Below are 26,964 nucleotides of genomic sequence, written 5' to 3' on the forward strand. Positions count from 1 at the left end.
GCTTCGCTGGCTTCTGACCCCTTCCCAATCTCCCCGTCCAGCACCTCGGCCAGCGCGTGGTCATCGGGCGGATGGAGTGCGGTGTGCGGCGTCGGGTTCGCGTTCGCCGGCGCGGCCACCGCATTCGGCCTCTCGGCCGGACGCCTGTCCGGCGTGGCGGCGTCGACTCGCCCGCGTGCATGAGCGAACGTGAAGCGGACGCAAAAAGACGAACGCCCCGCCCTCTTGCGAGGAGCGGGGCGTTCGGCGCGCCTGAATCAGTCCGGAATCAGTGACGGACCAGCGCCATCATCGCGCCGAAGCCGACGAACAACCCGCCCGTCAGCCGGTTGAAGATCTTCGCGACGCTCTGACTCTTCAGCGTCGCGCCGATGCGCGTGCCGAACGATGCATAAACGAGATACCAGCTCACCTCGATCACCGCGAACGTGACGACGAGGATGCCGAACTGCGGCAGCGTCGGCTCGGCCGCGTTGATGAACTGCGGCAGCAGCGCGGCCGCGAACAGGATCGCCTTCGGGTTGCTGCCCGCGACCAGGAAGCCGTTGCGGAACAGCACCCAGCGCGACGCCGCCGCAGCCTGGCGCGACACGGTTTCGACGTCGGCGGCCAACGGCGCTTCGTCGACGCGCGCGCGCCACGCCTTCACGCCGAGATAGATCAGGTAGGCCGCGCCCGCGAAGCGCAGCGCGTTGAACATCGCCGGCCACGCTTCGAGAAACACGCCGAGGCCCGCCGCCGACACCGACAGCATCAGCACCAGCGCGCTCAGGCAGCCGGCCATCGTCGCCGACGAGCGCCGCAGCCCGTGCCGCGCGCCATGCGTCATCACGAGCAGCATGTTCGGGCCCGGAATCGCCGACACGACGAACACCGTCGCCACGAAAAGCCACCACGTATGCAAGTTCATGCCCGCCTCTGCGTGAAAGAAAGTAGAAAGACGAAACGCTGATTATGCCGTGCGCGCCGCGCTTCTGTCGCGCCCGGGATCAGCGGCCCGCGCGGCGCAGCGCGACCTCGCCGAGCACCGCGAAATCCTGCTCGCCGCCGCCGTGCGCGAGCGCATCGAGCAGGCTGTCGCGCACGACGCTCGCCACCGGCAGCGGCACCGACGTGGCGTCGCCGGCCTCCAGCGCGAGCCGGACGTCCTTCAGCCCGAGGCGCGCCTTGAAGCGCGCGGGCTCGTAACGCCGCTCGGCGATCATCGAGCCGTAGCCTTCGTAGACGGGCCCCGGAAACACGCTGCTCGTGATCACGTCGAGGAAGTCGCGCATCGCGACGCCGTGTGCGCCCAGCAGTGCGGACGCTTCGCCGAGCGTCTCGATCGCCGACGCAAGCGTGAAGTTCGCCGCGATCTTCGCGACGTTCGCGTGCTGCGGCAGCGAACCGAACCGCCAGGTCTTCTGGCCGATCGCGTCGAACAACGGCTGCACGCGGTCGATCGCCTCGGCCGGGCCGCCCGCCATGATCGTCAGGCGCGCGGCGGCCGCGACGTCGGGCCGCCCCATCACCGGCGCGGCGACGTAATCGATGCCGCGCGACGCGTGCGCATGCGCGAGCGATTCGGCGAGCGCAACCGACACCGTCGCCATGTTCACGTGGATCAGGCCGCGCGGCGCCTGTGCGAGCAGCGCGTCGTCGAACACGGCGCGCGCGGCCGCGTCGTCGCCGAGCATCGAGAACACGGCGTCGCCGCGAAATGCGTCGGCCGGCGTGTCGACGATCTGCGCGCCGAATGCCGCGAGCGGCTCGGCCCGCTCGCGCGACCGATTCCAGACCCGCACCGTATGCCCCGCCTTCAGCAGGTTCGTCGCGATCGCCTGCCCCATTTCGCCCAGCCCGATAAACCCGAGATCCATTGCCCGCTCCTTCGCTCCGTGAAGCCGCGAGTTAAACACAGATGCCGGCCGTCTGCAGCGCCTGCCGCCGGCCGGGCGCGGTGCGATACTGCACGGATGGCGACCGCAACCTTCCGCTTCCACGGCGAACTGAACGCCTTTCTCCCGCGCGCGCAGCGCGACCGCGCGTTCGGGCACGCGTGTGCGCGCGATGCGACGGTGAAGCATGCGATCGAGGCGCTTGGCGTCCCGCATACCGAAATCGGCCGGCTCCGCGTGAACGACGCGCCGGCCGCGCTCGACCGGCCGCTCGACGACGGCGACCGTGTCGAGGCCTTTCCGGAGCGCGCGCAGCCGGCAGCCAACGGTGCAACCGCGCCGCAACCGGAACAATGGCGCTTCGTCGCCGACGCGCATCTCGGCGGCCTCGCGCAACTGCTGCGCCTCGCGGGCTTCGATACCTGCTACGACAACCACTACCGCGACGACGAGCTCGCGGCGCTCGCCGGCCGCGAGGGCCGGGTCGTGCTGACCCGCGACCGCGAGCTGCTCAAGCGGCGCGCGGTTGCGCGAGGCTGCTACCTGCACGCGGTGCAGCCGGCCGACCAGTTGCGCGAACTGTTCGAACGGCTCGATCTCGCGCCGCACATGCGGCCGTTCCGGCTGTGCCTGCGCTGCAATGCGCCGCTGCATCCGCTCGACGAGGAGGCCGCCGCGCCGCGCGTGCCGGACGGGGTCCGGCAGCGGCACCGGCGCTTTGCCGCGTGCGACGTCTGCCGGCGCGTGTTCTGGGAAGGCTCGCACTGGCGGCGCATGCGTTCGGTGGTCGACGAGATGCGCGCGCCGGCGCCGCCGGCCAGCCCCGGCGACGCCTGAAAAACAAAACCCCGCATGCCGAAGCATGCGGGGTTTTTCGACGGGTGGCCGGCAGCACCGGCCCCGGGCGAATCGCTTAGTTCTGCGTGCCCTTGTCGTTCGTGCCAGCAGCCGAAGCGGCGGCGGCCTTCGCCTTGCCCTTCGCCGAACCGTGGCTCTTCAGCTGGTGTTTCGGCTTGCTGTGATCCTTCTTCATCGGTGCCGAAGCGGGAGCCATCGCGTCAGCTGCCGGCGCGGACGCCTGTGCGAATGCCGAAACCGATGCGAGTGCGAATGCTGCGGTCATGATCGAAGCGAGCGTCTTCTTCATTGTTCTTCCTTTAGCGGAGAAAAAGTCAAACGTACCGGTAAGAGATGCGAGGCATTCGCATCGGAACGCCAGTCGCGCCGGGGTTTCCGGTCGCCGCCGGGCGGCCGGCTTGCGCCGTTTCGCCGCGACAAAGACTGACGTACTGGCTCCATAACGCGCCGCCTTCGCGGCAAGTTGACACACAGCTTGCGCCTCGCGGGTTTTCCCCGACGACGCCGGTTTCCGGCCGCCCCGGCATGCCTATCCGGCATCGCGCGGCCCGTCCGCCGGCGGCCGCGGCGGCCCGGCAAACCGGCTCTCGCGCGCTGCCCCGCGACGCTATACTGGGCGTCCATCCGTCCCTTTCCCCGGAAACCGGATCGCGGCCGGTCACCAGACCGCCGCCGTCGCGAGGCGCTCAAATTGCCCGATCACAATCTGGACAAACTGAAAATCGACCGGCGTCCGATCGCGCCGGTGCCACGGCGGCGCCGGTGGGTCCGCTATGCGGTCGCCGCCGCGCTCGTCATCGTCGCGATCGTCGCCGGCGTCGCGCTCACCGGCCGGACGACGGTCGAAACCACATCCGTCACGTCCGCCTACCCGTACCAGAACGACACGCAGCTCAATGCGACCGGCTACGTCGTGCCGCAGCGCAAGGCCGCGGTCGCGTCGAAGGGCCAGGGGCGCGTCGAATGGCTCGGCGTGCTCGAGGGCACGCGCGTGAAGAAGGACGAGATCATCGCGCGCCTCGAAAGCCGCGACGTCGAGGCGTCGCTGGCACAGGCGCTCGCGCAAGCGAAGGTCGCCCGCGCGAACCTCGGCGTGCAGCAGGCCGAGCTGAAGGACGCCGCAATCGCGTTGCGCCGCACCGCGGTGCTCGCGCCGAAGGGCGCCGTGCCGGCCGCGCAGCTCGACATCGACACGGCCCGCGTGAACAAGGCGCGCGCGTCGCTCAGCAGCGGCGAGGCCGCGATCGCGTCCGCCGACGCCAATGCGCAAGCCGCGCAGGTTGCGGTCGACCAGACGGTGATCCGCGCGCCGTTCGACGGCATCGTGCTCGCGAAGCATGCGAACGTCGGCGACAACATCACGCCGTTCTCGTCCGCATCGGACAGCAAGGGCGCGGTCGTGACGATCGCCGACATGGACACGCTCGAAGTCGAGGCCGACGTCGCCGAATCGAACATCGCGAAGATCCGCGCCGAGCAGCCGTGCGAGATTCAGCTCGACGCGCTGCCCGACCTGCGCTTCGCGGGCCGCGTGTCGCGCATCGTGCCGACCGTCGACCGCTCGAAGGCCACCGTGCTCGTGAAGGTGCGCTTCGTCGACCGCGACGACCGCGTGCTGCCCGACATGAGCGCGAAGATCGCGTTCCTGTCGAAACCCGTGTCGGCGCAGGACCGGCAGCCCGTGACGGCCGTACAGGCGAGCGCGGTCGTCGAGCGCGACGGCAGGCCGGTCGTGTTCGTCGTGAAGGACGACACCGTGCGCGCAGCGGCCGTGACCACCGGCATTCGAATCGGCGAGCTCGTCGCGATCCGCGGCGTGAAACCCGGCGATACGGTCGTGCTCGCGCCGGGCGCGAAGCTGAAGGACGGCGCGAAAGTGGCCGTCGCGAAGAAGTAGCGCCAGCGTGAACGACACGCCGCCGCCCCTCGTCGAGATCAGCCACGTCGCGAAGTCGTACCGGCGCGGCAGCCAGATCGTGCCCGTGCTGACCGACATCACGCTCGATATCGGCGAAGGCGACTTCGTCGCGCTGATGGGGCCGTCGGGTTCCGGCAAGAGCACGCTGCTGAACCTGGTGGCCGGTATCGACCGGCCAGACAGCGGCGAGCTGCGCGTGGGCGGCCTCGACATCTCGCAGCTCGCGGAGGCGCAGCTGGCCGAATGGCGCGCGGCGAACGTCGGCTTCATCTTTCAGTTCTACAACCTGATGCCCGTGCTCACCGCGTTCGAGAACGTCGAGCTGCCGCTGATGCTCACGCACCTGTCGCGCCGCGAGCGGCGCGAGCGCGTCGAGCTCGTGCTCGACATGGTGAACCTCGGCGACCGGATGACCCATTACCCGTCCGAGCTGTCGGGCGGCCAGCAGCAGCGCGTCGCGATCGCGCGCGCGCTGATCACCGATCCCGTGCTGATCGTCGCCGACGAGCCGACCGGCGACCTCGACCGCGTGTCGGCCACCGACGTGCTCGCGATGCTGCAGCGGATGAACGCCGAGCTCGGCAAGACGATCATCATGGTGACCCACGACGCGCACGCGGCCGGCGCCGCGCGGTCGGTCGTGCATCTGGAAAAAGGGGAGCTGATCGATGGGTACGCCGGCTGACCGGCTGCGGGAGCGCGCGCGATGTACGTGCTGAAGCTGATCGCGCGCAACGCGCTGCGGCACCGGCTGCGCACGCTGCTGACCGTGCTCGGGCTGACCATCGCGGTGCTGGCGTTCGGGCTGCTGCACACGGTCGTCGACGCGTGGTACGCGGGCGCGGCCGCCGCGTCCAGCGGACGGCTCGTCACGCGCAATGCGATCTCGCTCGTGTTTCCGCTGCCGGTCAGCTACGAGAACCGGATACGCGGCATCGAAGGCGTGACGGCGGTGGTCCGCTCGAACTGGTTCGGCGGCATCTACCGCGACCCGAAGAACTTCTTCGCGAGCTTCGCGGTGTCGGAGAACTATCTCGACCTGTATCCGGAATTCATCATCCCGGCGCAGCAGCGCGCCGACTATAACCGCGACCGCCGCGGCTGCCTGGTCGGGCGCCAGCTCGCGACGCAGTTCGGCTTCAGGATCGGCGACGTGATCCCGCTGAAGGGCACGATCTATCCCGGCACGTGGGACTTCGTCGTGCGCGGGATCCTCGACGGCCGCGACGATTCGACGATCACGCGCCAGCTGGTGTTCCACTGGGACTACCTGAACGAGACGGTGCGGCAGCGCACGCCGAAACAGGCCGACCAGGTCGGCGTATTCGTGCTCGGCGTCGCGAACCCCGACGACGGCGCGACGATCGCGCGCAACGTCGACGCGGTGTTCAAGAACTCGCTCGCCGAGACGCTGACCGAGACCGAGCAGGCGTTCCAGCTCGGCTTCGTCGCGATGTCGAACCAGATCATCGCGGCTATCCGCCTGGTGTCGTACGTGGTGATCCTGATCATCATGGCCGTGATGGCCAACGCGATGGCGATGAGCGCGCGCGAACGCACGGCCGAATACGCGACGCTGAAGGCGCTCGGCTTCGGCCCCGGCTTCCTCGCGCTGATCGTGTTCGGCGAATCGGTCGTGATCGCGGTGGCCGGCGGCGGGCTCGGGATCCTCGCGACGCCGCCCGCCGCGAGCCTGTTCAAGCAGGCGGCGGGCAGCATCTTCCCGGTGTTCAGGGTGTCGGCCGAGACGGTCGTGCTGCAGGCCGCGTGCTCGGTCGCGGTCGGCGTCGCGGCCGCGATCGTGCCGGCCTGGCAGGCGGCGCGCGTGCGCGTCGTCGAAGGCCTGCGGGCGATCGGGTAGACACGCGCATGACGATCCCGCTCACCTACATCGCGCGCAACCTGTGGACCAGGCGGCTCACCACCGCGCTCACCGCGGGCGGGATGGCGCTCGTGATCTTCGTGTTCGCGGCGGTGCAGATGCTCGACGCGGGGCTCACGCAGACGCTCGTGTCGACCGGCGAACCCGACAACGCCGTGGTGATCCGCAAGGGCGCCGAGACCGAAATCCAGAGTTCGATCGACCACCAGCAGGCCAACGCGCTCGAGATGCACCCGGCCGTCGCGCTCGGCCCCGACGGCCGGCCGCTCGTGTCGAAGGAAGCCGTCGTGCTGATCTCGCTCGTGAAGACGTCGAGCGGCAAGCCGTCGAACGTCGTGATCCGCGGCGTGTCGCCGTCCGGCCTCGCGCTGCGGCCGCATGTGAAGCTGGCGGCCGGCCGTATGTTCGTGCCCGGCTCGTCGGAAATCATCGTCGGCAGCGCGATCGCGAAAGGCTTCAGCAGCACGCAGCTCGGCGACAGCCTGCATTTCGCGCAGCGCGACTGGACCATCGTCGGCATCTTCGACGCGGGCGGCAGCGGCTTCGATTCGGAGATCTGGGGCGACGTCGACCAGCTGATGCAGTCGTTCCGGCGCACGAGCTACTCGTCGATGGTGCTGCGCATCCCGAGCGCCGACGGCTTCGCGCGCTTCAAGGCCGACATCGACGTCGACCCGCGGCTGACCGACGAGGCGAAGCGCGAGCAGACCTTCTACGGCGACCAGTCGAAGGCGCTGTCGAAGTTCATCAACATCCTCGGCATCACGCTGTCGACGATCTTCTCGATCGCCGCAATGATCGGCGCGATGATCACGATGTATGCGTCGGTCGCGAACCGCGTCGCCGAGATCGGCACGCTGCGCGCGCTCGGCTTCAAGCGCATGAGCGTGCTCGCCGCGTTCCTGCTGGAAGCGCTGCTGCTCGGCTTCGTCGGCGGCGTCGCGGGGCTCGCGTGCGCGTCGCTGATGCAGTTCGCGTCGTTCTCGACGACCAACTTCCAGACTTTCGCGGACTTGTCGTTCCGTTTCGTGCTGACGCCCGCGATCGTCGTGAAGACGCTGCTGTTCTCGCTCGTGATGGGGCTCGTCGGCGGGTTCCTGCCGGCGATGCGCGCCGCGCGGCTGAAGATCGTCGACGCGCTGCGCGCGCAGTGACGCGCACGGCCGCTCAGCGCACGCGCGGCACCCACGCGCCGTGGAAGCCGGCCGGCACGCGGCGCGGCAGGTGCACGGTCGCGACCGGCCCGGCATCGATCGCGCGCGCATCGAGGATCACGACGTCGCTCGTATCCGTCGCCGCGCGGTAGACCATCACCAGCAGCCAGCCGTCGTCCTCGTCGACGCCGCCCGGGCGCGGCACGAACACGGGCTCGCCGTTCTGGTCACCGGCCGGCACCGCGTAGCGCGTCGTCGTGCCGCGCACGTGGTCGAAGCGCATCACGCCGCGCATTTCCGTATTGTTCGGCTGCTCGGCCGCATACAAATAGCGGTAGCGGCGCCCGGTCCGGCTTTCGTTGATGCGTGGCAGCTCGATGCCGCCGTCGGCGAGCGGCCCTTCGTCGATCAGCCCGTTCGCCGTATCGATCACGTAGCGCCACAGCTCGCCGACCGGGTTGTCGGCAAAGCGGCCCGTGCGCGCGTCGAGCCGCAGGTACCACGGATAGCGCACCGCATCGAGCACGATGCACGATTCGTCGCAGTCGTACGCGTTCACGACGTGCTGGATGAAGCACGGCTCGATGCCGAACCAGCGCACGTCGCCGCCGTGGCGCGCGATCACGCCGATGCGCGCGGCCCGGTCGTCGTGCCAGCGCAGCGGCATCCGGTGGCCCTCTTGCAGCATCGAGAAGTCGTAGCCGACGTTCAGGTCGAGCAGCAGGCTGCGGGTTTCCGTGATCGCGAGGTCGTGCATCATCGACGGCGCGGGCACGTCGAGCGCGAGGTCGACGCGCTGCACGCCCTGCGCGTCGACGACGCCGTAGCGCAGCCACGGCGCACGCCAGTCCGCACGAAACGCGATCAGTTCGCCCGTTTCCGGATCGACCTTCGGATGCGCGGTCATCCCGCCATCGAAACCCGCATGCCGCTCCGGCACGCCGAGCGAATCGAGCGCGGCGGTGATCGCGAACGGCGCGCCGCCCTCCGCCAGCGCGAGCAATTCGCCGGCGTGCTGCAGCACGTTCACGTTCGGATTGGTATCGGGCAGATGCGGCGCCTGCGCGGGCGCATGCACGGCGGCCCAGCGGCGCGTGCGCGCCCAGCGGTTCCGGTAGATGGCCGCGCGGCCGCGTTCGAACGCGATCGCGTGCAGCATCGCGGCTTCCGGCCACCACGACAGCACGTCGTTCCCTTCGAAGCGGCCGCCCGGCGGATTCGGGCCGTTGCGCAGCAGCGTGCCGTCGAGTTCGCGTGGGATGTCGCCGGTCACGCGCAGATCGACGAGATCGACTTCGTCGGCGACCGGCGCGATCGCGCCGTGGTTCAGGTCGAATGCGGTCATCTCGTCGCGCGTTCCGTCAGCAGTCTTCGGTGGACGGCGGCAGGTCGCCGCGCGCCAGCGCGAGCGCATGGTCGCGTAAGTCGTCCGGCCATCCGGCGACCAGCTCGGCCAGCCGTATCGCGTCGTTCGCGTACAGCGCCCGCGCGGCCTCCTCGAAACCGGGCAGGTCGCCCGCCATCGCCGACATGAAGTGGTACGCGCGCGCCTGCGCGTCGCGGCGCCGGTCGGCCTCCGCATGCGTGCGCCGCGCGTCCTCGACGAGCTTGCGCAGCGCGACGGACGCACCGCCCGGCTGCGCGCCGAGCCATTCCCAGTGACGCGGCAGCAGCGTGACCTCGCGCGACACGACGCCGAGCTTCGGCCGGCCGCGGCCGCGCTGCTCGCCGGCGGCGACCGGCTCGCCGGCGGCGACACCGGGCGCGTCGCCCGGCGGCGGCGCGTAGCGCGCGCGGATATCGTCCGCCGTGCCGCGCAGGTCGAGGTCGATCGAGCGGCCCGTCGCATCGTCGAAGATCAGGATCGCGCCGGACATTGTGTCGCCGGCAGCCTGCCGGACCGCGAGCGCAACCGTCGCGAGCGGGCCCGACGCGAGCCGCCGGTGGCCGTCGAAGGCCGTGTACGAAGGAAGGAGCGTGGAGGTTGTCATCGTGGTCGCCCGCAGGCAGGAATCGGAATGGCGTTATTTTTATCCGGGTATAAATTGAATGTCAATATCATCCGGGTAAAAAATGACCGCGCACCGCCGCAGGCCGCGTCGCGACCATCGATTCAAATGCTGAATCGATCAAGTCAGCAATTGGCATGAAAGCGCAAATATCGACATGACAGAATGGCCCGGACGCCCTGCCTGCATCGGCGTCCGGCGCCCGATCGGCGGCGCCTGAACACATAACGCGCGCACCCGATGCGCCTGCCGCACGACGGCAACCTTCCGCCTTTCGGAGGAGACAGTCATGAATCCGCTTCAAGCGCTGCCGGCGTCCGCGTCGGCAACGGCCCGGCGCACACGCGTGCGCTGGCTCGTGCTGGCCGTCCTGTTCGCAGTCACGACGATCAACTACGCGGATCGCGCGGCGATCGCGATCGCCGGCCCAAGCCTCGCCCGCGCGCTGCACCTGAGCCACGTGCAGATCGGCTTCATCTTCTCCGCGTTCGGCTGGTCGTACGTGGTCGCGCAACTGCCGGGCGGCTGGCTGCTCGACCGCTACGGGTCACGCATCGTCTATGCGTTCAGCATCTTCTTCTGGTCGCTGTTCACGCTGCTGCAGGGCGCGATCGGCTTCTTCGGCGGCGCGGCCGCGTTCGCGCTGCTGTTCGGGCTGCGCTTCCTGGTCGGCGCGGCCGAGGCGCCGTCGTTTCCGGCCAACAGCCGGATCGTGTCCGCGTGGTTCCCGGCCGCCGAGCGCGGCACCGCGTCGGCGATCTTCAACGCCGCGCAGTACGCGGCGACCGTCGTGTTCGCGCCGCTGATGGGCTGGCTCGTGCACGCGTTCGGCTGGCAGTCGGTGTTCGCGGTGATGGGCGTGCTCGGCTTCGCGTTCGTCGCGGTGTGGAACCGCACGATGTACGACCCGAAGGACCACCCGAACATCAACCGCGCGGAACTCGACTACCTCGCCGAAGGCGGCGCGCTCGTCAACATCGACCAGGCGACGGGCGCGCACGGCGGCGGCCCGTCGATGCGTCACGTGAAGGCGCTGCTGAAGAGCCGGATGCTGATCGGCGTGTACGTCGCGCAGTACTGCATCAACGCGCTCACCTATTTCTTCATCACGTGGTTTCCGGTCTATCTCGTGCAGGCGCGCGGGATGTCGATCCTCAACGCGGGGCTCGTCGCGTCGATCCCCGCCGTGTGCGGGTTCCTCGGCGGGATTCTCGGCGGCGTCGTATCCGACGCGCTGCTCAAGCAGGGCCGGTCGCTGTCGGTCGCGCGCAAGGTGCCGATCGTGTTCGGCATGCTGCTGTCGATGTCGATGATCGTCTGCAACTACACCGATTCGCACGTGCTCGTCGTGCTGTTCATGGCGCTGTCGTTCTTCGGCAAGGGGCTCGGCGCGCTCGGCTGGGCCGTCAACGCGGACACCGCGCCGCGCCAGATCGCGGGGCTGAGCGGCGCGCTGCTCAACACGTGCGGCAATCTGTCGAGCATCACGACGCCGATCGCAATCGGCTATATCGTCGACCGCAGCGGCTCGTTCAACGGTGCGCTCGTCTATGTCGTCGCGCACGCGCTCGTCGCCGTGATCTGCTACCTGTTCGTCGTCGGCGAGATCCGCCGCGTCGAGCTTCATTGAACGGCGCGGGCCGCGCCGGCGCGTCCGGCGGCCCGCGCGCCACCGGAACCAGGAGCGAACCGATGTCCGAATCCCGCCGTGCCGGCACCCCGCGCGTCACGCGCATGCAGGTGATTCCCGTCGCCGGCCGCGACAGCATGCTGCTCAACCTGTGCGGCGCACACGCACCCTGCTTCACGCGCAACCTCGTGATCCTCGACGACAGCAGCGGGCATACCGGCGTCGGCGAAGTGCCGGGCGGCGAAGGGATCCGCCACGCGCTCGAGCGCATGACGGATCTCGTGGTCGACCAGTCGATCGGACGCTACCAGGCGACGCTCAACGCAGTGCGCGCGGCGCTGTCCGGCGCGGGCGCGAGTGCGGGCCGGACGATCCGGCACGAGGTGACGTCGGCCGGCGAAGCAGCCGTGCTGCGCCAGCCGCACGAGATCAACCTGCGGCTCGACAACGTGATCACCGCGATCGAGGCCGCGCTGCTCGACCTGCTCGGCCAGCATCTCGACGTGCCGGTCGCGGCGCTGCTCGGCGAAGGCCAGCAGCGCGACGCGGTGCCGATGCTCGCGTATCTGTTCTACATCGGCGACCGGCGCCGCACCGATCTGCCGTATCGCGACGAGACGCACGCATCGGACGCGTGGTTCCGGCTGCGCAACGAAGCGGCGCTCACGCCGGCCGCGATCGCGCGGCAGGCCGAGGCCGCGGTCGAGCGCTACGGCTTCGTCGACTTCAAGCTGAAGGGCGGCGTGATGGCCGGCGCCGACGAAATGGAAGCGATCGCGGCGATCAAGGCGCGTTTCCCGGACTCACGCACGACGCTCGACCCAAACGGCGCATGGTCGCTCGACGAAGCCGTCGCGCTGTGCCGCGGGCAAGGCCACCTGCTCGCGTACGCGGAGGATCCGTGCGGGCCGGAAGGCGGTTATTCGGGCCGCGAGGTGATGGCCGAATTCCGCCGCGCGACCGGCATCCCGACCGCGACCAACATGATCGCGACCGACTGGCGGCAGATGGATCACGCGGTGCGGCTGCAGGCGGTCGACATCCCGCTCGCCGATCCGCATTTCTGGACGATGCAGGGCTCGGTGCGGCTCGCGCAGCTGTGCCGCGACTGGGGGCTCACGTGGGGCTCGCACTCGAACAACCACTTCGACGTGTCGCTCGCGATGTTCACGCATGCGGCGGCGGCCGCGCCCGGCTCGATCACCGCGATCGACACACATTGGATCTGGCAGGAAGGCGACGCGCGGCTCACGCGCGAGCCGCTCGCGATCGTCGGCGGCAAGGTGGCCGTGCCGGAGCGGCCGGGGCTCGGGATCGAGCTCGACATGGCGCAGGTCGAGGCCGCGCATGCGCTGTACAACGAGGTGGGCGGCACCGCGCGTGATGACGCGGTCGCGATGCGCTATCTCGTGCCGGGGTGGACTTACGATCCGAAGCGGCCGAGTTTCGGGCGGGGGTGACGGGAGGGCAGGCGGCGGACGGTGGGCGGCGACCGCGATCCGGACCGCATACCGCGTCGCATCGGCGGTTGCCAAACGCCGAAAACAGCCGCATCCTGCCGGCTGCCTGAACCTGCCCGCGCGGCGAACGGTTCAGCGCCCCCGTCACTCAAAAAGAAACGCTCGCCATGACGTCTCCCGACCCGACGCCGCGACAGGTCATCCTCTTCGTTCTGTATTCGGTGCTGTGCCTGCCCGCGAGCATGACCGTCGCCGGCTATGTCGCGCCCAGGATGACGCGCAACGTGTCGAACTTCGAAGGCGGCGCGGGGTATGCGACGTTCTGGTGGATCATCCTGCTGACCTGTGCGTTCTACGCGCTGTCGTTCGTCATCTTCGCGCTGCTGCGCAAGAGAACGGCAATTCTCGCGGTCATCACGGCGGCGTTCGCAGCGCTGTCGGTGCCGGCGTTCAGGTTTATCCATGGGCTGGCGACCTGATCGCGGCCCGTCGTCGCGTCACGTCGAAAGCGGTACGCGCGCGTCGCCCACGGTCGCCGGGGCAGCCAAAAACAAAAAGGCCCGATCTTGCGATCGGGCCCTTCGAATTCCGTTGGTGGAGCGGAGGAGGATCGAACTCCCGACCTTCGCATTGCGAACGCGACGCTCTCCCAGCTGAGCTACCGCCCCAACAGTCGACCATCATACACACGCATTTCCGCGCTTGGCAATAGGGGTTTCGCGTAGCCCCGAAGCGTCACTTTGACGGCGCGCCAGCCAGCACCCATTCGACCACCGAACGGACGTCGGCATCGCTCATCCGCGGGTGCGCAGGCATCGGTATTGCACCCCAGACGCCGGAGCCGCCTTCCTTCACCTTCTTCTGCAGCTTCGCCACGGCCTGCGGATCGGACTTGTAGCGGGCAGCGATATCCTTGAACGACGGGCCGACCAGCTTGCGGTCGACCGCGTGGCAGCCCATGCACGCATTGCCGCGCGCCACCTTCAGGCCGTCGCCGACGTCCGCGTGCGCGGCGCCCAGCGTGCCGGCCACGAGCGCCGCGGCTGCGGCGCCCTGCACCATCCACTGCTTCATCTGCACGATCTTCATTGCGGCGGTGCCTTCGGGTTGCCCGGGTGCACGTTCGACGAATTCGAGATCGGCGCGGGCGGCTGCAGCGGCGTGGACTGCACCGACGCGTCGGGCACCGCGCCGACCGTCGCGGTGTCCGCCGGCGCGGCGGCAGCCTGCGTGCCGGTTGTGCCGCTCGCGGGCGACGCGGCCTGCAGCGCCTGCGCGTCCTGCGGCTTGACGTACTGGAACACCTTCACGACCTTCTCGACGCCCGGCACCTGGCTCGCGGCCTCGGCGCCGCGATTGCCTTCGTCGACCGTCACGAGACCCATCAGGTAAAGGTTGCCGCGCTCGCTGACGACCTTGTAGTAGTTCGCCGAAATGCCCTTCGTCGCGATCAGCTCGGACTTCACGCGCCCTTCGAGGTACGAGTCGTTCGCACGCGACGACAGCGACGCCGCCGGCTCGACAGACAGCTCGTTCACGATACCGTTCACGTTGTTGATGCCGCGCACGATTTCCTCGGCGCGCTGCTTCGACGCATTGTTCGGCACTTCGCCCGTCAGCAGCACGCGGCGGTTGAACACCGTCACGTTCACGTGCGACTGGTCGGGCAGCCCGTTGTTGATCTGCGAAAGCGCCTTGACCTGGATCTCGCGATCTTCCGTCTGCGCACCGAGCGTACGGCGATCGGTCGCGATCAGCGCGCCGCCGCCGGCAGCTGCACCCACGACCCCGAGCACACAGCCCTGCAGCGACACGGCGAGGCCCGCCGTCAGCGCGGCGAGCAACGTGGTTCTGACGAGCGTCTGTTTGACGCGGCTTTGATTCATCGACGGCTCTCCTTCGTTCAATCCTCACCCAGCAGCATCGCGTCGATGCCGTCGCACAGGCAGTGGATGGTCAGCAGATGGACTTCGTGGATGCGCGCCGCGCGAACGGCGGGCACACTGATCGGAATATCGGTGTCGGACAGCGCGGCCGCGACCGCGTGGCCGTTGCCGCCCGTCAGCGCGACGACGGTCATCTCGCGCGCGTGCGCTTCGTCGATCGCCGCCAGCACGCGCGGCGATGCGCCGGTCGGGTCGAGCACCAGCAGGATGTCGCCGGTCTGGCCGAGCACGCGCACCTGTTGCGCGAACAGTTGCCCCGCCGCCGCGCCCGCGAGGCCAGCCTGCGACGCATCGGTGGCCAGCGCGATCGCGGGCAGGCCCGGACGCTCGCGCTCGAAGCCGCCGACGAGCGACACCGCGAGATAGTGTGCGGCGGCGGCCGACGGGCCGTCGCCGCACGCGACGATCTTGTTGCCGTTCGCCAGCGCGGCGAACATCGCGTCGACCGCGGCTGCGATCGGCAACGACAGCGCGTCGGCCGCTTCGGCATGAAGCGCGGCGCTGTCGCGAAATTGTTGCTGAATACGTTCGACTGACATCGATTCCTGGTGAACTGGGCGCGTGGCACGCATCGCGCGACATCGTGGGTGCGGCGAGTTTACCGTACTCCGGCACCCTCTCCAGCGGTCCGGCAAGAACTCTTTACATCTCGTCACAGCTCGCCGCTACGCATCGTCGGTACGAAATGCGTCGCGCAGCCACGCGAGCCGCCCGGCCTCGAACGCGACGACGTCGAAACGGCATGCAGCACCGGCACCGTGCCGCGCCCAGAACTGGAGCGCCGCGGCGACCAGGCGCCGCCGCTTGCGCCAGCCGACGCTCGCGGCCGCGCCGCCATGCCGGACACTGCGCCGCGCCCGCACTTCGACGAACACGAGCATGCCGTCGGGCTCGCGCATCACGAGATCGAGCTCGCCGCCGCGCATCGTCACGTTCGCCGCCACGCACACAAGGCCGCGGCGTTCGAGAAACTGCCGTGCACGCTGCTCGAATGCCGCGCCGACCGGTTTGGATCGCGCCGCACCGGAAAAGTTGTCGCCCGCGCGCGGCAAACCGCGCACGCCATCCGGCCGCGCCGGCGCCGCGTGGCACAATGCCGTCCTTGTTCCGCCTGCGCCGCGATTGCGCGCATTGCCTGCCATGACTGCCCTCCTCGAACTCGCGCATACGCAGCACTACCCGAGCGCCGCGCTCTACGTGGTCGCCACGCCGATCGGCAACACCGCCGACATCACGCTGCGCGCGCTGCACGTGCTCGGCCTCGTCGACCGCATCGCGGCCGAAGACACCCGCAACACGGGCCAGCTGCTCGCCCGCTACGGGATCTCGAAGCCGCTCGTCGCCGCGCACGAGCACAACGAACGCGAAGCCGCGCAGCGCGTGATCGAACTGCTGCGCGCCGGCGAACGCGTGGCATACGTATCGGACGCCGGCACCCCCGGCATCTCGGACCCCGGCGCGCGGCTCGTCGACGCGGTGCGCGAGGCCGGCTTCGCGGTGATCCCACTGCCGGGCGCGAGCGCGGCCGTGACCGCGCTGAGCGTGGCTGGCGGCTGGGCCGGCGCGTTCACGTTCGCGGGCTTCCTGCCGCCGAAGGCCAAACAGCGCGCGACCGCGCTGCAGGCGCTGGTATCGCACCCGTATGCGCTGGTGTTCTACGAAGCACCGCACCGGATCGCCGAAACCGTCGCCGCGCTCGCCGACGCGTTCGGCCCCGCGCGCCGGCTGCTGATCGCGCGCGAACTCACCAAGCTACACGAGCAACTGTTCCAGGGCACCCTGGCCGAAGGACAGACCTGGCTCGCCGGCGATGCGAACCGGCAGCGCGGCGAATTCGTGCTGGTCGTCGAAGGCGCGCCGGCGGCGAGCGGCGAAGCCGACGACACCGCGCACGATGCGCTGCTCAGGCTGCTGCTGGAAGAAGTGCCGGTGAAGAGCGCGGCCAAGCTCGCGGCCGCGCTGACGGGCGCGTCGCGCAACACGCTGTATGCGCGCGCGCTCGCGCTGAAGGAAGGTTGACGCGCGAGCGCGCCGCGCGGAAACGACAAAGGGCTGCCGGAAGGCAGCCCTTTGTGCATGAGCGGACGATCCGCCGCGTTACTTCGCCGAGACCGACGCGAGCATTTCGTCGCGCGCGTCGCGCGCTTCCTGCGGCGACAGCCCTTCGATCTTCACGCGGCCCGTGCCGGCGTGCACGAGGCCGATCACCTTGGCGGCCGCGTACGACAGGTCGAGCACACGGCCGCGCTTGAACGGCCCGCGATCGTTGACCTTCACGACGACCCACTTGCCGGTCGACGAATTCGTCACCTTGATGTACGACGACAGCGGCAGCGTGCGATGCGCGGCGGTGAGCGCGTTCATGTTGAAACGCTCGCCGTTCGCAGTGCGGCGGCCGTGGAAATCCCTCCCGTACCAAGAGGCGCGCCCCGTCTGGCGGAAGTCGGACACATCCTTGCCGTCGATCGGCTCGGCGTCCGCCAGCGACGGCTTCTTCGCGTCCTTGCTGTCCGCGGCCGGCATCGACGCCAGTGCGGAATCGAAATTCAGTTGCTGCTTGTTGTTGTCCGCCTTCGCGGCAGCGGCCGTCTTGTCGACCGCGTTCTTCTGGTTCGCGCTTCCGGTGGTCTGGCTGGGTGGCACCGCACAGCCCGTCAGCGCAAAAAATAATGCAATGGTCCCGAATCGACTCGGAAATCGTACGTTCATCGACGTGTCGCCTTCTGGTTCGGGCCGCTCCTTCACGACGCTGTTTCACAGCGCACATACGCGGGCCCGGACGGCAAATGCGTGCACGCCCCGCTCGAATGCGAGCAGGCGGCTAGCATGGGCGCGGCTTTCGTCTATGCCGCAACCGTCCTGATTAGCTTTCACGTCTGGCGCAACCTGTCCCCAACAGCCTGACCAGACCCCACATGCCGCCATCGAACATGGCTTCACGTTCGCGCGCGTCGATACGACCAACGCACAGGAACGGCGGCACAGGCCTCATCCGGCGGCGCGACAGCAGGGCCGCAGGCGGGCGCGCAGCACCCGGCCGGACAAGACGTGAGCACCGAATGCTCGGTGCTGGATACACCGCCGGACTCCCCGGCGGCTGATGCTTGACGGTGAATTCGACGCCTCTTTTAACGGGGTCGAAACACCAGCGAATTGCGTGAAACTCACGCGCAATGGGGCGCATTATACATAAATCAAAACGCCATCTCGAAAAGCGGCCCGGCCGGACCATTGATTCTCACTATGGCGGTAACAATCGACATGCTCCGGGATTGCCCGTAGACGCGCGTCGCGCGGTGCGCCGCATGGGCGGCAGGCAGCGCGCGCGACCGGTACAATCCCTCCTTTTAGCCGCCGGTGCCTCCATGAAAGTCACGCTCATCCCGGTCACGCCGTTCCAGCAGAACTGCTCGCTGCTCGTCTGCGAGAAGACGGGCCGCGCCGCCGTCGTCGATCCGGGCGGCGATCTCGACCGGATCGAACAGGAAGTCTCGCGGCAGAACGTGCAGGTCGAGAAGGTGCTGCTCACGCACGGGCACATCGATCACTGCGCGGGCGCGAAGACGCTCGCGACGCACTACGGCGTGCCGATCGAGGGGCCGCAGGAAGAAGAGCGTTTCTGGATCGAGAAGCTGCCGACGCAGAGCGAGCGCTTCGGTTTTCCGGCCGCCGAAGCCTTCGAACCGGATCGCTGGCTGAACGACGGCGACACCGTGCGGTTCGGCGACGAAACGCTCGAGGTCTATCACTGCCCGGGCCACACGCCCGGTCATATCGTGTTCTTCAGCCGCGCGCATCGCGTCGCGATCGTCGGCGACGTACTGTTCGCAGGCTCGATCGGCCGTACCGATTTTCCGCGCGGCAATCATGAAGACCTTGTCCGTTCGATCAAGGAAAAACTGTGGCCGCTCGGCGACGACGTCACGTTCGTGCCGGGCCACGGCCCCGTGTCGACGTTCGGCGACGAGCGCCGCACGAACCCGTTCGTGTCCGACAAGGTATTCGGATGAACCAGACCGCCATCCAGGAAATCTACGTCAGCACCGACGTCGAGGCCGACGGCCCGATTCCGGGCCCGCACTCGATGCTGAGCTTCGCATCGGCCGCCTATACCGAGGACAAGCAGTTGATCGCGACGTTCTCGGCGAACCTCGAGACGCTGCCGGGTGCACAGGCGCATCCGGTGCAGGAAGCATGGTGGAAGACGGAGCCCGAAGCGTGGGCCGCGTGCCGGCGCGACCTGCAGGCGCCAGAGGCGGCGCTGGTCGCATATGTCGACTGGGTCGAGGCGCTGCCCGGCAAGCCCGTGTTCGTCGCGATGCCGGCCGGTTTCGACTTCACGTTCATGTTCTGGTACATGATGCGCTTCGCGGGGCGCTGCCCGTTCTCGTGGTCGGCGCTCGACATCAAGACGCTCGCGTTCGCGATGACGGGCCTGCCGTACCGCAAGGCGATCAAGCCGCGCTTTCCGAAGCACTGGTTCGACGACCATCCGCATACGCACGTCGCGCTCGACGACGCGATCGAGCAAGGCGCGCTGTTCTGCAACATGCTCGCCGACCTGCGCCGGCAGCAAGCCGCGCTCGCGGGCCTCGCCGTGTCGGATACCGATCGGTCGGAAAACGCGGGGACGGGACAAAACCCCACGGATCCGCGAGCAAATTAGCGAATCCCGCTCAACAGCGCCACGCCAGATTGCCTTTCCTTTCCCGGCCCTCTAACATTCAGCGTGTTGTAGCTGCCGCATGGAGGCGCAGGTGACGCTCGATTCCTTTTCGCAAAAAATCCTTCGCCTGTTGCAGCTCGACGCGCGCCGTTCCGTACAGGAAATCTCCGACCAGGTCGGGCTGTCGAGCACGCCGTGCTGGCGCCGCATCAAGGACATGGAACAGTCGGGCGTGATCCAGCGCTATACGGCGCTGCTCGATCGCGAGAAGCTCGGCCTGCACGTGTGCGCGCTCGCGCACGTGCACCTGACCCGCCACAACGAAGGCGGCGTCGAGCAGTTCGAGCGCGAGATCGCGACCTGCCCGGAAGTCACCGAGTGCTACAGCACGACCGGCGAAGCCGATTACATCCTCAAGATCGTCGCGCCCGACATCAAGGCCTACGACGTGTTCCTGCACGAACGCATCTTCAAGATCCCGGCCGTGTCGCAGGTGCGCACGAGCGTCGTGCTGCGCGAAATCAAGTTCGACACGCAACTGCCGCTGTAACGCGCGGCCCCGTGCGGACGGCCCGCGCTCGCAGGCATCGCGTCACGCCTGCGTGGGCATCGTGCGCGTGAAGTCGATCCGGCGCGCGCCGAACTCGCGCTTGAGCGCGTCGGCGTCGAGCCGGCCGGCCAGCGCCGCATCGGTGTCGCCCGGATCGCTCGCGAGCGTCACATCGATCTCGAGCCCGGTACTCAGGTAATGCAGGTTGATCGCCGCCGCGCGCAGCCCGCGCTGCGCGAGCGCGGCTTCGAGCCGCGCCGCGATCTCACCGCGCGGCGGCAGCGCGAGCGCGGGACGGCGCGCCGCGTCGTTCTCGGGGTCGACATGGATCAGCGCGTCGAGCACGCGCGGGTCGGTCAGCACGCGTGCGCGTGCGGTCTCGGCGATGTAATGCCCTTCGGACACGGAGATCTTCGGATCGACGAGGATGTGCGCGTCGACGAGCGCGGCATCGCCCATCTTGCGCGTGCGCAGGTCGTGCACGTCGCGCACGCCGGGCGTCGCCTCGAGCAGCGCGCGGATCTCGGCCGTGTCGGCCGTGTCGAGCGCGCGGTCGGACAGATCCTGCAGCGCGTCATAGCCGAACGTCCAGCCCATCCGCGCAACCATGAAGCCGACGATCGCCGCCGCGATCGGGTCGAGCAGCCGCACGCCGGCCAGGCTGCCGACGATGCCGATCGCGACGACGAGCGACGACGCGGCGTCCGAACGCGCATGCCATGCGTTCGCGACGAGCATCGCCGAGCGCACGCGCCGCGCCTCGCGCAGCATGTAGCGAAACAGCGCTTCTTTCGACACAAGCACCGTCAGCGCGACGACCAGTGCGGAAAAATGCACGGCCGGGATGTTTTCGAGATTAACGAGGCGGTCGCCGGCGCGCCAGAGCATGCCGATTCCGACCGCAATCAGGATAGCGCCGAGAAACAGCGACGCGACCGTCTCGTAGCGGCTGTGTCCGTAATTGTGGTCGGCGTCCGGCGATGCGCCGCTATGCCGATTCGCAACCAACACGACGAAATCCGAGATCAAATCGGAAATCGAATGCACACCGTCGGCAATCAACGCCTGCGAATGCGCAATCGTGCCGACGACGATCTGAAATGTCGCAAGCACGACATTCAGCACAATACTGACGAGCGTGCTCTTGCGCGCAACTGCGTGCTTATCTGCGCTTTGCGCGTCGCCGGAAAACGTGGACATGAAATATGAGATATCGGTGTGCGATACGCAATTCTATCAAAAGCGCCCCGCGAGACTCGCCAATATCAACAAATTTCTCATTCAAATCAATCGCTTATACGAACGTGTCGCATTTTCATTCACGCCGAATTGTTACATTTTCATGACAAATCCCAGCGCACCGACGAGTGTCGGGAAACAAAAAAGCCGCGCTCCTGAACGGACACGAGGCTCTTTTGAGGCAGACGACTTAAACGGACGTTTAAATCGCAAACTGTTCGCGGTTCTTGCCGGCGATCCAGCGCGGCGGCTTGCCGCGGCCCGACCACGTCGCGCCCGTTTCCGGATCGCGGTATTTCGCGGCCACGCCAGCGCGCGGACGGCCAACCTTACCTGCCTTCGCGCGGTTGAGGCCGAGTTCGGCGAGCGAAAAGCCGTAGTCGGCAATTTTCTGCTTCACGTCATTCAGCACTTCAGCGTATTCACGCGACTTCGCTTCTTCGATTTGCTTCTCCAGCTTCTCCCGCTGGGCCAGCAGGTCCTTGTAAGAAGACATAGTTTCCCTTTCTATCTGACTAATGGCGCCGGTCTGCAGCCAGCTCACCATTCATGAAATATATGTGCCTCGGATTTTCGAAGGCAGAGATTAGCACAAAAAAGATTTGATAGAAGCGAGATTCATGAAAATCCCGAGATCAATTGTAATTCGCACATGTCATTTTGACCGGCCGCGGCCTTTTCTCAAATTTTTACGTTCCTACACAGAGATTAGGACATTAGCGATTGCCGATTAGATCTATCAATATACGCAATTACCCTGCATACAAAAAATCAAAGCTTTCATAGGACGACAGGTTTGTGAAAATCGGATGGTGCGACTTGCCAAATGGACAAACCGTCAATCCGCGACGTCACGCCACATCCCGCGCGCATGCGATCAGCCGGTCGCGCAGCGCGCCGGCATCGGCCAGCGGCGCGTCGAACAGCGTGCGTACGCGGCGGCCGTCGCACCGCCAGTCGGCGCCGTGGCGATCGACGCCGAGCAGGTCGAGCCCGTCGCGGCGCGCATCGCCGGCATCATATGCGTCCCACAGTGCCTGCTCCTCGTCGAACCCGAGCGGCGGCAGCGCATCGAGATGCGTGCCGTCGACCCAGCCCATGCGCCCGAAGCCGCCGATATAGCGCAGCCGCTCGATATCGAGCGCCCGGAACGTGAAATCGCCGAGCGCGAGATAACGCGCGGCGTCCGGCTCGTAGCGCAGGTATCGCGCGGTGACGTGCGGATCGTCGCCGAGCGGCACGAAGCGGCCGAGCAGCGTCGCGCGTTCGGCGTTCAGCACGTCGCCGTCGGGCGCATCGACGACGAGGAAGCCCGCGCGGGGATCGGCGGCGAGATTGCGCGTGTGTTCGGCGAGGCCGCTCACGAGAATCACGGGCCGATGGCTTGCATCGGGTGCAAACGGGACGACCGTCGGATACGGGAAGCCCTGCGGATCGCGCGCATGGGTGGCAAGCGTGCCGAGCGCGCAGCGGTGCAGCAGATGCAGGGCGAAGGCGGGATCGATGTTCAAGAGGACTCCTGCGGTCGATGGGCGGCGCTTCGGGCACGCCGCGTGCGCTTCGATGTTACTCGCGGGCGCCGCGCGCCGCGTATCGGCCGAACGGCCGATACGGCGCCAGGCACCGGACGGACGGCGCGCTTCCGCGACGTGACCGGTTCGCCGGTTCGCCGGTTCGCCGGTTCGCCGGATCATCCACCGAACGGGCAGCGCCCGGCAGGATCGTAAGCGGTTCGATAGAATCGGACGATTCCAACGGACGCCGCGTGCGTCCGCGCATCCTTTGACGAGCCTTCCGTGTCCGAATCCGCCTCCCCCGAATCGTCGTCCCCGTTCGCCGCGCCGCCCGACGCGCATCGCGTGCTGTCGCTCCCGGCCCGCCAGCGTGCGCGCACGGCGTCGATGGCGCTGTTCTTCGTCGCCGGCATGATGTACGCGTCGTGGGGCGTACACGTGCCGACCGTGCGCGACAAGTTCGCGCTGAGCCCCGGGCTGCTGTCGATCGCGCTGTTCGCGGTCGCCGGCGGCTCGATCGCAGCGATGCTGACCATCGCGCGCTGGATCGCGCGCGTCGGCTCGCGCACCGCGTGCCTCGCGGACGGGCTCGTGATGTCCGCGTGCGCGGCGCTGATCCTCGTCGTGCCCGACTACTGGATGCTGCTCGGCGTGCTCGCGCTGTTCGGCTTCTCGATGGCGACGCTCGACGTCGCGATGAACGCCGAGGCCAGCGCGGTCGAGATCGCGCTCGGCAAGCCGATCATGTCGTCGCTGCACGGGATGTTCAGCATCGGCGGGATGTCGGGCGCGGCGGCCGGCGGCGCGCTGCTGTCGGCCGGCATGGCGCCGGCCGTGCATCTCTCGCTCGCGGCGGCGGCGAGCGCCGCGGTGCTCGTGGCCGCGAGCCCGGCCGTGCTGCCGCATGTGCCGCACCACGAACACGCGCACGGCGGCGGCAACCGCTGGCGCTCGCCCGCGCTGTGGATGCTCGGCGGCATCGCGCTCGTCGCGCTGATCGCCGAAGGCGCGATGTACGACTGGGCGACGGTCTACATGCGCGACGTCGTCGCGGCGAGCCCCGCGCTCGCAAGCGCCGCGTACGCGGCGTTCTCGGGCGGGATGGCCATCGCGCGCTTCGCGGGCGACGCCGTGCGCGCCCGCTTCGGCGCGCCGCAGCTCGTGTTCGCGAGCGCGTCGCTCGCGTGCGCGGGGATGATCGGCGCGCTGCTGCTGCCCTATCCGGTCACCGTGCTGACCGGCTTCACGCTGATGGGCCTCGGCCTCGCGAACATGATGCCCGTCCTGTTCGCGGCCGCCGCGCGCGTGAAGGGCATCCACGCGGCCGAAGGGCTCGCGCATGTGGCCGGGCTTGCGTATTTCGGACTGCTGTTCGGCCCGGTCGTGATCGGCGCGGTCGCCCAGGCCGCGAACCTGACGATCGGCCTGTCGGTCGTCGCGCTGTGCGCGGCGCTCGTCGCGGCCGTCGCGCCGAAGGTGCTCGCGCACCTGAAGATCTGACGGCATCGCGCCCGTCGGCCAAAAAGAAAGCGCGCATGCGTTGCCGCATGCGCGCTTTCACCCCTACTGTCGACCGCCTGTTGCGTTACATCTTCACTTCGTCGAGCAGCGACTTCTTGCCGCCCTTGTAGTTGTACAGCGAGATCACGCCGTGCTGCAGGTCGCCCTTCGAGTCGAAGGTCGTCGTGCCGATCACGCCCGTGTAGTTCGTCGCCGGCATCGCCGCGAGAATCTTCGCCGGGTCCGCCGAGTTCGCGCGCTTCATCGCGTCGGCGACGATGTACACGGCGTCATACGTGAACGGTGCGTAGATCTGGATCGGCTGGCCGAAGCGCTTCTCGTACTTCGCCTTGAACGCGCCGCCGCCCGGCATCTTCTCGAGCGAAGCGCCGGCTTCCGAGCACACGACGTTGTCGGTCGCGTCGCCGGCCAGGTCGGCCAGCTTTTCCGTGCACACGCCGTCGCCCGCGAGGATCTTCGCGCGCAGGCCGAGCTGCTTCGCCTGTTTCGCGAACGGGCCGCCGGTGGCGTCCATGCCGCCGTACATGATCGCGTCCGGATTCTCACCCTTGATCTTGGTCAGAATCGCACGGAAGTCGACCGCCTTGTCGTTCGTCGCGTCGTGCGACATCACCTTCAGGCCGAGCGCCTTCGCCTTCTTCTCGAACTCGTTCGCGAGACCCTGGCCGTATGCGGTCGAATCGTCGACCACCGCCACGCTCTTGATGCCCTTCGAGTGCGCGTAGTTCGCGAGTGCGGGGCCCTGCTGCGCGTCGGTCGCCACCACGCGGTACGTGGTCTTGAAGCCTTGCTGCGTGTAGGCCGGGTTGGTCGCCGACGGCGAGATCTGCACGATGCCCGCATCGCTGTAGATCTTCGAGGCCGGGATCGACGTGCCCGAGTTCAGGTGGCCGATGACGGCGACGACCTTGTCGTCGACGAGCTTCTGCGCAACCTGCGTGGCCTGCCGCGGGTCGGCCGCGTCATCCTGCGGGTCGAGTTGCAGCGTGATTTTCTGGCCGCCGACCGTGAGACCCTTCGCGTTGATCTCCTCGACTGCGAGACGCGCACCGTTTTCGTTGTCCTTGCCCAGGTGTGCAATGCCGCCCGTCAAGGGCGCGACGTGGCCGATCTTGACGACTTGATCGGCGGCAGCGTTGCTTGCAGCTGCAACGCACAGCATCGCCGCTGCGGTGATCGGCAACAGCTTCTGCATTTTGATATTCATGTAAGTCTCCAGTTTCGGTCCCAATAAACGCCATCGCCCGGTGCCCCGCTGCCATCCCTGTGTTTGCAATCACTGGACGATTCGCCGGTTGCATCGTTCATGCACTTGGCCTCAAGCACGTGTAAACAGCCGCTTTTAGCAACCGCCCGTCCGTACTTGCGCGCAAGTGTAGGTGATCAAATTAATTTGTGGGACTTTTTTGGGGTAGTGGTAACACTACCGATATGCGCACTTCGGAATGATGACTCGAAAGTCGCCGCGAGCCCCGCCGGATAAGGGTTTCCGCTAATTTTCGGCAGCTCGCCGAAAGGTCGCTTCAAAGGATTCCCGGGGCATTTCGATTCGGTATTTTGTGCCCGTGATCATTGAATGAAACGCGCGTGACAACACGCGCGTTTCGTCGTTCGATACGAACGGTTCAGGCGGTCGATGAAACGCCCCGTTCAGGCCGCCGACGCGCGCCATTCTGCGTCGAGCGCAGCGACGAGCTGCGACGTCGTCGGCGCATCGCCGCGCCGCCGTGCGAGCGGCGCGCCCTGCCCGGCCCACAGCGACAGGTAGTCGCCGTCGTTCGCGCGCGCGGCGGCCTGGCGCAGCGGCTGCGTCAGCGCGTTCTGCACCGGGTACGGCGCGGCGTCGGCCACGCGTTCGCCGAGCCGCGCCATCAGCGTATTGCGCAACCCGCGCGCATGGCGGCCGGTGATCGCGCGCGTGACCTGCGTCGACGTATCCGCGCTCGCCAGCAAGCGTGCCTTCCAGTCCGCCGCGATCGCGCTTTCCGTGCAGGTGAGGAACGCGGTGCCGAGTTGCGCGCCCTGTGCGCCGAGCGCGAGCGCGGCCGCGATCCCGCGGCCGTCCATGATGCCGCCTGCGGCGAGTACGGGCAGGCCCGTCGCGTCGACGAGCTGCGGCACGAGCGCGAACGTGCCGATCAGCGCGTCTTCGGCGGCGCCGATGAACGTGCCGCGATGACCGCCCGCCTCGGCGCCCTGCGCGGACAGCGCGTCGGCGCCGGCCGCCTGCCACGCGAGCCCTTCGGCCACGTGCGTCGCGGTGCCGATCACATAGGTGCCGGCGGCCTTCAGGCGTGCGACGTCGGCCGCGTCGAGCACGCCGAACGTGAAGCTCGCGACCGGCACGCGCAGCGACACGAGCGCATCGAGCTGTGCGCGGAAGTCGGGCGCGTAGTGCGCGGGCGCGGCGCCCGGCGGCAGCCCGAGCGTCGCGTTCAGCGGGTCGATCGCCGCGAGTGCGCGCGCGACGGTCGCCGCATCGGGCGCGGCGTCCGGCAGCACGAACAGGTTGACCGCGAACGGGCGATCGGTCGCCGCGCGGATCGCCGCGACTTCGGTCGCGAGACGATCCGGCTCGAACGCGCCGGCGCCGAGGCTGCCGAGCGCGCCGGCGTTCGATGCGGCGGCGACCATCGCGGCCGTGGTCGCGCCGACCATCGGCGCCTGCACGAGCGGCAGGCGCAGGCCGAAGCGTTCGGAAAAGGGTGTGGAATACGGACGGGCAGGCATGACGAATCCT

The 26,964-nt window shown here is 68.2% G+C and carries 28 protein-coding genes and 1 tRNA gene; 13 read left to right on the top strand and 16 right to left on the bottom strand.

The features are described 5' to 3' along the window. Window positions 1-268 precede the first annotated feature (268 nt). Together ACNQQL_RS28070 and ACNQQL_RS28075 are read right to left on the bottom strand one after the other, a co-directional pair. A complete protein-coding gene (locus tag ACNQQL_RS28070; RefSeq protein ID WP_347067250.1) occupies window positions 269-910 on the bottom strand; it encodes a LysE family translocator in 642 nt (213 codons plus the stop codon). A gap of 79 nt (window positions 911-989) precedes the next feature. Continuing rightward, window positions 990-2,066: an NAD(P)-dependent oxidoreductase gene (locus ACNQQL_RS28075; protein ID WP_347067252.1), complete on the bottom strand. Its 1,077-nt coding sequence runs from the start codon at window positions 2,064-2,066 to the stop codon at window positions 990-992. Here ACNQQL_RS28075 and ACNQQL_RS28080 point away from each other — a divergent pair. Next, the gene (locus ACNQQL_RS28080) at window positions 1,956-2,714 is read left to right on the top strand and encodes a Mut7-C RNAse domain-containing protein (RefSeq protein WP_347067254.1); all 759 of its coding nucleotides are present in this window, start codon (window positions 1,956-1,958) and stop codon (window positions 2,712-2,714) included. The two genes, ACNQQL_RS28075 and ACNQQL_RS28080, sit on opposite strands and share 111 nt — an antisense overlap. Window positions 2,715-2,790: 76 nt before the next feature. Here the strand turns inward: ACNQQL_RS28080 and ACNQQL_RS28085 are convergent, their stop codons facing one another. Beyond that, a complete protein-coding gene (locus tag ACNQQL_RS28085; RefSeq protein WP_072443178.1) occupies window positions 2,791-3,024 on the bottom strand; it encodes a hypothetical protein in 234 nt (77 codons plus the stop codon). 402 nt (window positions 3,025-3,426) lie between these two features. Here ACNQQL_RS28085 and ACNQQL_RS28090 point away from each other — a divergent pair, with 402 nt between their 5' ends. From ACNQQL_RS28090 to ACNQQL_RS28105, 4 genes are read left to right on the top strand one after another with little or no spacing between them, the layout of a single operon-like run. Then, complete coding sequence (locus ACNQQL_RS28090) at window positions 3,427-4,632, top strand: efflux RND transporter periplasmic adaptor subunit (protein WP_347067256.1); 1,206 nt, start codon at window positions 3,427-3,429, stop codon at window positions 4,630-4,632. A 7-nt stretch (window positions 4,633-4,639) separates the two neighbouring features. Beyond that, window positions 4,640-5,338 (top strand): ABC transporter ATP-binding protein, encoded by a 699-nt coding sequence (locus ACNQQL_RS28095; protein ID WP_347067258.1) that lies wholly within the window; start codon window positions 4,640-4,642, stop codon window positions 5,336-5,338. Between the two features lie 21 nt (window positions 5,339-5,359). Further along, a complete protein-coding gene (locus ACNQQL_RS28100) occupies window positions 5,360-6,514 on the top strand; it encodes an ABC transporter permease (RefSeq protein ID WP_175964124.1) in 1,155 nt (384 codons plus the stop codon). Window positions 6,515-6,522: 8 nt separating this feature from the next. Beyond that, window positions 6,523-7,689, top strand: coding sequence for an ABC transporter permease (locus ACNQQL_RS28105; protein WP_347067261.1), 1,167 nt, complete (start codon window positions 6,523-6,525; stop codon window positions 7,687-7,689). A gap of 13 nt (window positions 7,690-7,702) precedes the next feature. Here the strand turns inward: ACNQQL_RS28105 and ACNQQL_RS28110 are convergent, their stop codons facing one another. Together ACNQQL_RS28110 and ACNQQL_RS28115 are read right to left on the bottom strand one after the other, a co-directional pair. Beyond that, window positions 7,703-9,034, bottom strand: coding sequence for a carotenoid oxygenase family protein (locus tag ACNQQL_RS28110; RefSeq protein WP_347067263.1), 1,332 nt, complete (start codon window positions 9,032-9,034; stop codon window positions 7,703-7,705). A 16-nt stretch (window positions 9,035-9,050) separates the two neighbouring features. After that, on the bottom strand, window positions 9,051-9,680 hold the full coding sequence (locus tag ACNQQL_RS28115; protein WP_347067265.1) for a DUF2239 family protein: 630 nt from the start codon (window positions 9,678-9,680) through the stop codon (window positions 9,051-9,053). A 307-nt stretch (window positions 9,681-9,987) separates the two neighbouring features. Here ACNQQL_RS28115 and ACNQQL_RS28120 point away from each other — a divergent pair, with 307 nt between their 5' ends. From ACNQQL_RS28120 to ACNQQL_RS28130, 3 genes are all read left to right on the top strand, one after another. After that, on the top strand, window positions 9,988-11,328 hold the full coding sequence (locus ACNQQL_RS28120) for an MFS transporter (protein WP_072443159.1): 1,341 nt from the start codon (window positions 9,988-9,990) through the stop codon (window positions 11,326-11,328). A gap of 62 nt (window positions 11,329-11,390) precedes the next feature. Next, window positions 11,391-12,788 carry an enolase C-terminal domain-like protein gene (locus ACNQQL_RS28125; RefSeq protein WP_347067267.1) on the top strand — a complete coding sequence of 466 codons (1,398 nt, stop codon included), beginning with the start codon at window positions 11,391-11,393 and terminating at the stop codon, window positions 12,786-12,788. A 167-nt stretch (window positions 12,789-12,955) separates the two neighbouring features. After that, window positions 12,956-13,267 (top strand): hypothetical protein, encoded by a 312-nt coding sequence (locus ACNQQL_RS28130; protein WP_347067269.1) that lies wholly within the window; start codon window positions 12,956-12,958, stop codon window positions 13,265-13,267. A 113-nt stretch (window positions 13,268-13,380) separates the two neighbouring features. Here ACNQQL_RS28130 and ACNQQL_RS28135 read toward each other — a convergent pair. The 5 genes from ACNQQL_RS28135 to ACNQQL_RS28155 form a co-directional block, all read right to left on the bottom strand. After that, window positions 13,381-13,456 (bottom strand) — tRNA-Ala (locus tag ACNQQL_RS28135). Window positions 13,457-13,523: 67 nt separating this feature from the next. Continuing rightward, a complete protein-coding gene (locus tag ACNQQL_RS28140) occupies window positions 13,524-13,877 on the bottom strand; it encodes a c-type cytochrome (protein ID WP_072443150.1) in 354 nt (117 codons plus the stop codon). Then, the gene (locus ACNQQL_RS28145; RefSeq protein WP_347067271.1) at window positions 13,874-14,674 is read right to left on the bottom strand and encodes a BON domain-containing protein; all 801 of its coding nucleotides are present in this window, start codon (window positions 14,672-14,674) and stop codon (window positions 13,874-13,876) included. The genes ACNQQL_RS28140 and ACNQQL_RS28145 overlap by 4 nt, the downstream gene beginning before the upstream one ends. A gap of 17 nt (window positions 14,675-14,691) precedes the next feature. Next, window positions 14,692-15,273, bottom strand: a complete 582-nt coding sequence (locus ACNQQL_RS28150) for an SIS domain-containing protein (protein ID WP_347067273.1) — start codon at window positions 15,271-15,273, stop codon at window positions 14,692-14,694. A gap of 126 nt (window positions 15,274-15,399) precedes the next feature. Next, entirely contained in the window at window positions 15,400-15,828 is a 429-nt protein-coding gene (locus tag ACNQQL_RS28155) for a YraN family protein (protein WP_347067308.1), read from the bottom strand. 46 nt (window positions 15,829-15,874) lie between these two features. Between ACNQQL_RS28155 and rsmI the strand changes: the two genes are divergently transcribed. Further along, a complete protein-coding gene (rsmI, locus tag ACNQQL_RS28160; protein ID WP_347067275.1) occupies window positions 15,875-16,753 on the top strand; it encodes a 16S rRNA (cytidine(1402)-2'-O)-methyltransferase in 879 nt (292 codons plus the stop codon). Window positions 16,754-16,831: 78 nt separating this feature from the next. On the opposite strand, the gene ACNQQL_RS28165 is transcribed toward rsmI, so the two are convergent. Then, window positions 16,832-17,443 (bottom strand): septal ring lytic transglycosylase RlpA family protein, encoded by a 612-nt coding sequence (locus ACNQQL_RS28165; RefSeq protein WP_072443142.1) that lies wholly within the window; start codon window positions 17,441-17,443, stop codon window positions 16,832-16,834. Between the two features lie 656 nt (window positions 17,444-18,099). Here ACNQQL_RS28165 and ACNQQL_RS28170 point away from each other — a divergent pair. The 3 genes from ACNQQL_RS28170 (at window position 18,100) to ACNQQL_RS28180 (ending at window position 19,950) form a co-directional block, all read left to right on the top strand. After that, entirely contained in the window at window positions 18,100-18,744 is a 645-nt protein-coding gene (locus tag ACNQQL_RS28170; RefSeq protein ID WP_347067278.1) for an MBL fold metallo-hydrolase, read from the top strand. Further along, window positions 18,741-19,400 carry an exonuclease gene (locus ACNQQL_RS28175; protein WP_034183926.1) on the top strand — a complete coding sequence of 220 codons (660 nt, stop codon included), beginning with the start codon at window positions 18,741-18,743 and terminating at the stop codon, window positions 19,398-19,400. The genes ACNQQL_RS28170 and ACNQQL_RS28175 overlap by 4 nt, the downstream gene beginning before the upstream one ends. A 79-nt stretch (window positions 19,401-19,479) precedes the next feature. Beyond that, window positions 19,480-19,950, top strand: a complete 471-nt coding sequence (locus ACNQQL_RS28180; RefSeq protein ID WP_006477376.1) for an Lrp/AsnC family transcriptional regulator — start codon at window positions 19,480-19,482, stop codon at window positions 19,948-19,950. Window positions 19,951-19,992: 42 nt separating this feature from the next. Here ACNQQL_RS28180 and ACNQQL_RS28185 read toward each other — a convergent pair whose 3' ends face one another. The 3 genes from ACNQQL_RS28185 to ACNQQL_RS28195 form a co-directional block, all read right to left on the bottom strand. Then, on the bottom strand, window positions 19,993-21,150 hold the full coding sequence (locus tag ACNQQL_RS28185; protein ID WP_347067280.1) for a cation diffusion facilitator family transporter: 1,158 nt from the start codon (window positions 21,148-21,150) through the stop codon (window positions 19,993-19,995). A 241-nt stretch (window positions 21,151-21,391) separates the two neighbouring features. Beyond that, window positions 21,392-21,685: an H-NS family nucleoid-associated regulatory protein gene (locus ACNQQL_RS28190; RefSeq protein WP_034183924.1), complete on the bottom strand. Its 294-nt coding sequence runs from the start codon at window positions 21,683-21,685 to the stop codon at window positions 21,392-21,394. 355 nt (window positions 21,686-22,040) lie between these two features. Then, the gene (locus tag ACNQQL_RS28195; protein ID WP_347067282.1) at window positions 22,041-22,700 is read right to left on the bottom strand and encodes a HugZ family protein; all 660 of its coding nucleotides are present in this window, start codon (window positions 22,698-22,700) and stop codon (window positions 22,041-22,043) included. A 285-nt stretch (window positions 22,701-22,985) separates the two neighbouring features. Between ACNQQL_RS28195 and ACNQQL_RS28200 the strand changes: the two genes are divergently transcribed. After that, window positions 22,986-24,203 (top strand): MFS transporter, encoded by a 1,218-nt coding sequence (locus ACNQQL_RS28200; RefSeq protein ID WP_347067284.1) that lies wholly within the window; start codon window positions 22,986-22,988, stop codon window positions 24,201-24,203. An 85-nt stretch (window positions 24,204-24,288) separates the two neighbouring features. On the opposite strand, the gene ACNQQL_RS28205 is transcribed toward ACNQQL_RS28200, so the two are convergent. Together ACNQQL_RS28205 and ACNQQL_RS28210 are read right to left on the bottom strand one after the other, a co-directional pair. After that, window positions 24,289-25,431 carry a branched-chain amino acid ABC transporter substrate-binding protein gene (locus ACNQQL_RS28205; protein ID WP_034183922.1) on the bottom strand — a complete coding sequence of 381 codons (1,143 nt, stop codon included), beginning with the start codon at window positions 25,429-25,431 and terminating at the stop codon, window positions 24,289-24,291. A gap of 443 nt (window positions 25,432-25,874) precedes the next feature. Next, entirely contained in the window at window positions 25,875-26,954 is a 1,080-nt protein-coding gene (locus ACNQQL_RS28210) for an NAD(P)H-dependent flavin oxidoreductase (RefSeq protein WP_347067287.1), read from the bottom strand. Window positions 26,955-26,964: the final 10 nt, after the last annotated feature.

This window comes from Burkholderia sp. LFS061 (assembly GCF_047978125.1).
Lineage (GTDB): Bacteria > Pseudomonadota > Gammaproteobacteria > Burkholderiales > Burkholderiaceae > Burkholderia > Burkholderia pyrrocinia_C.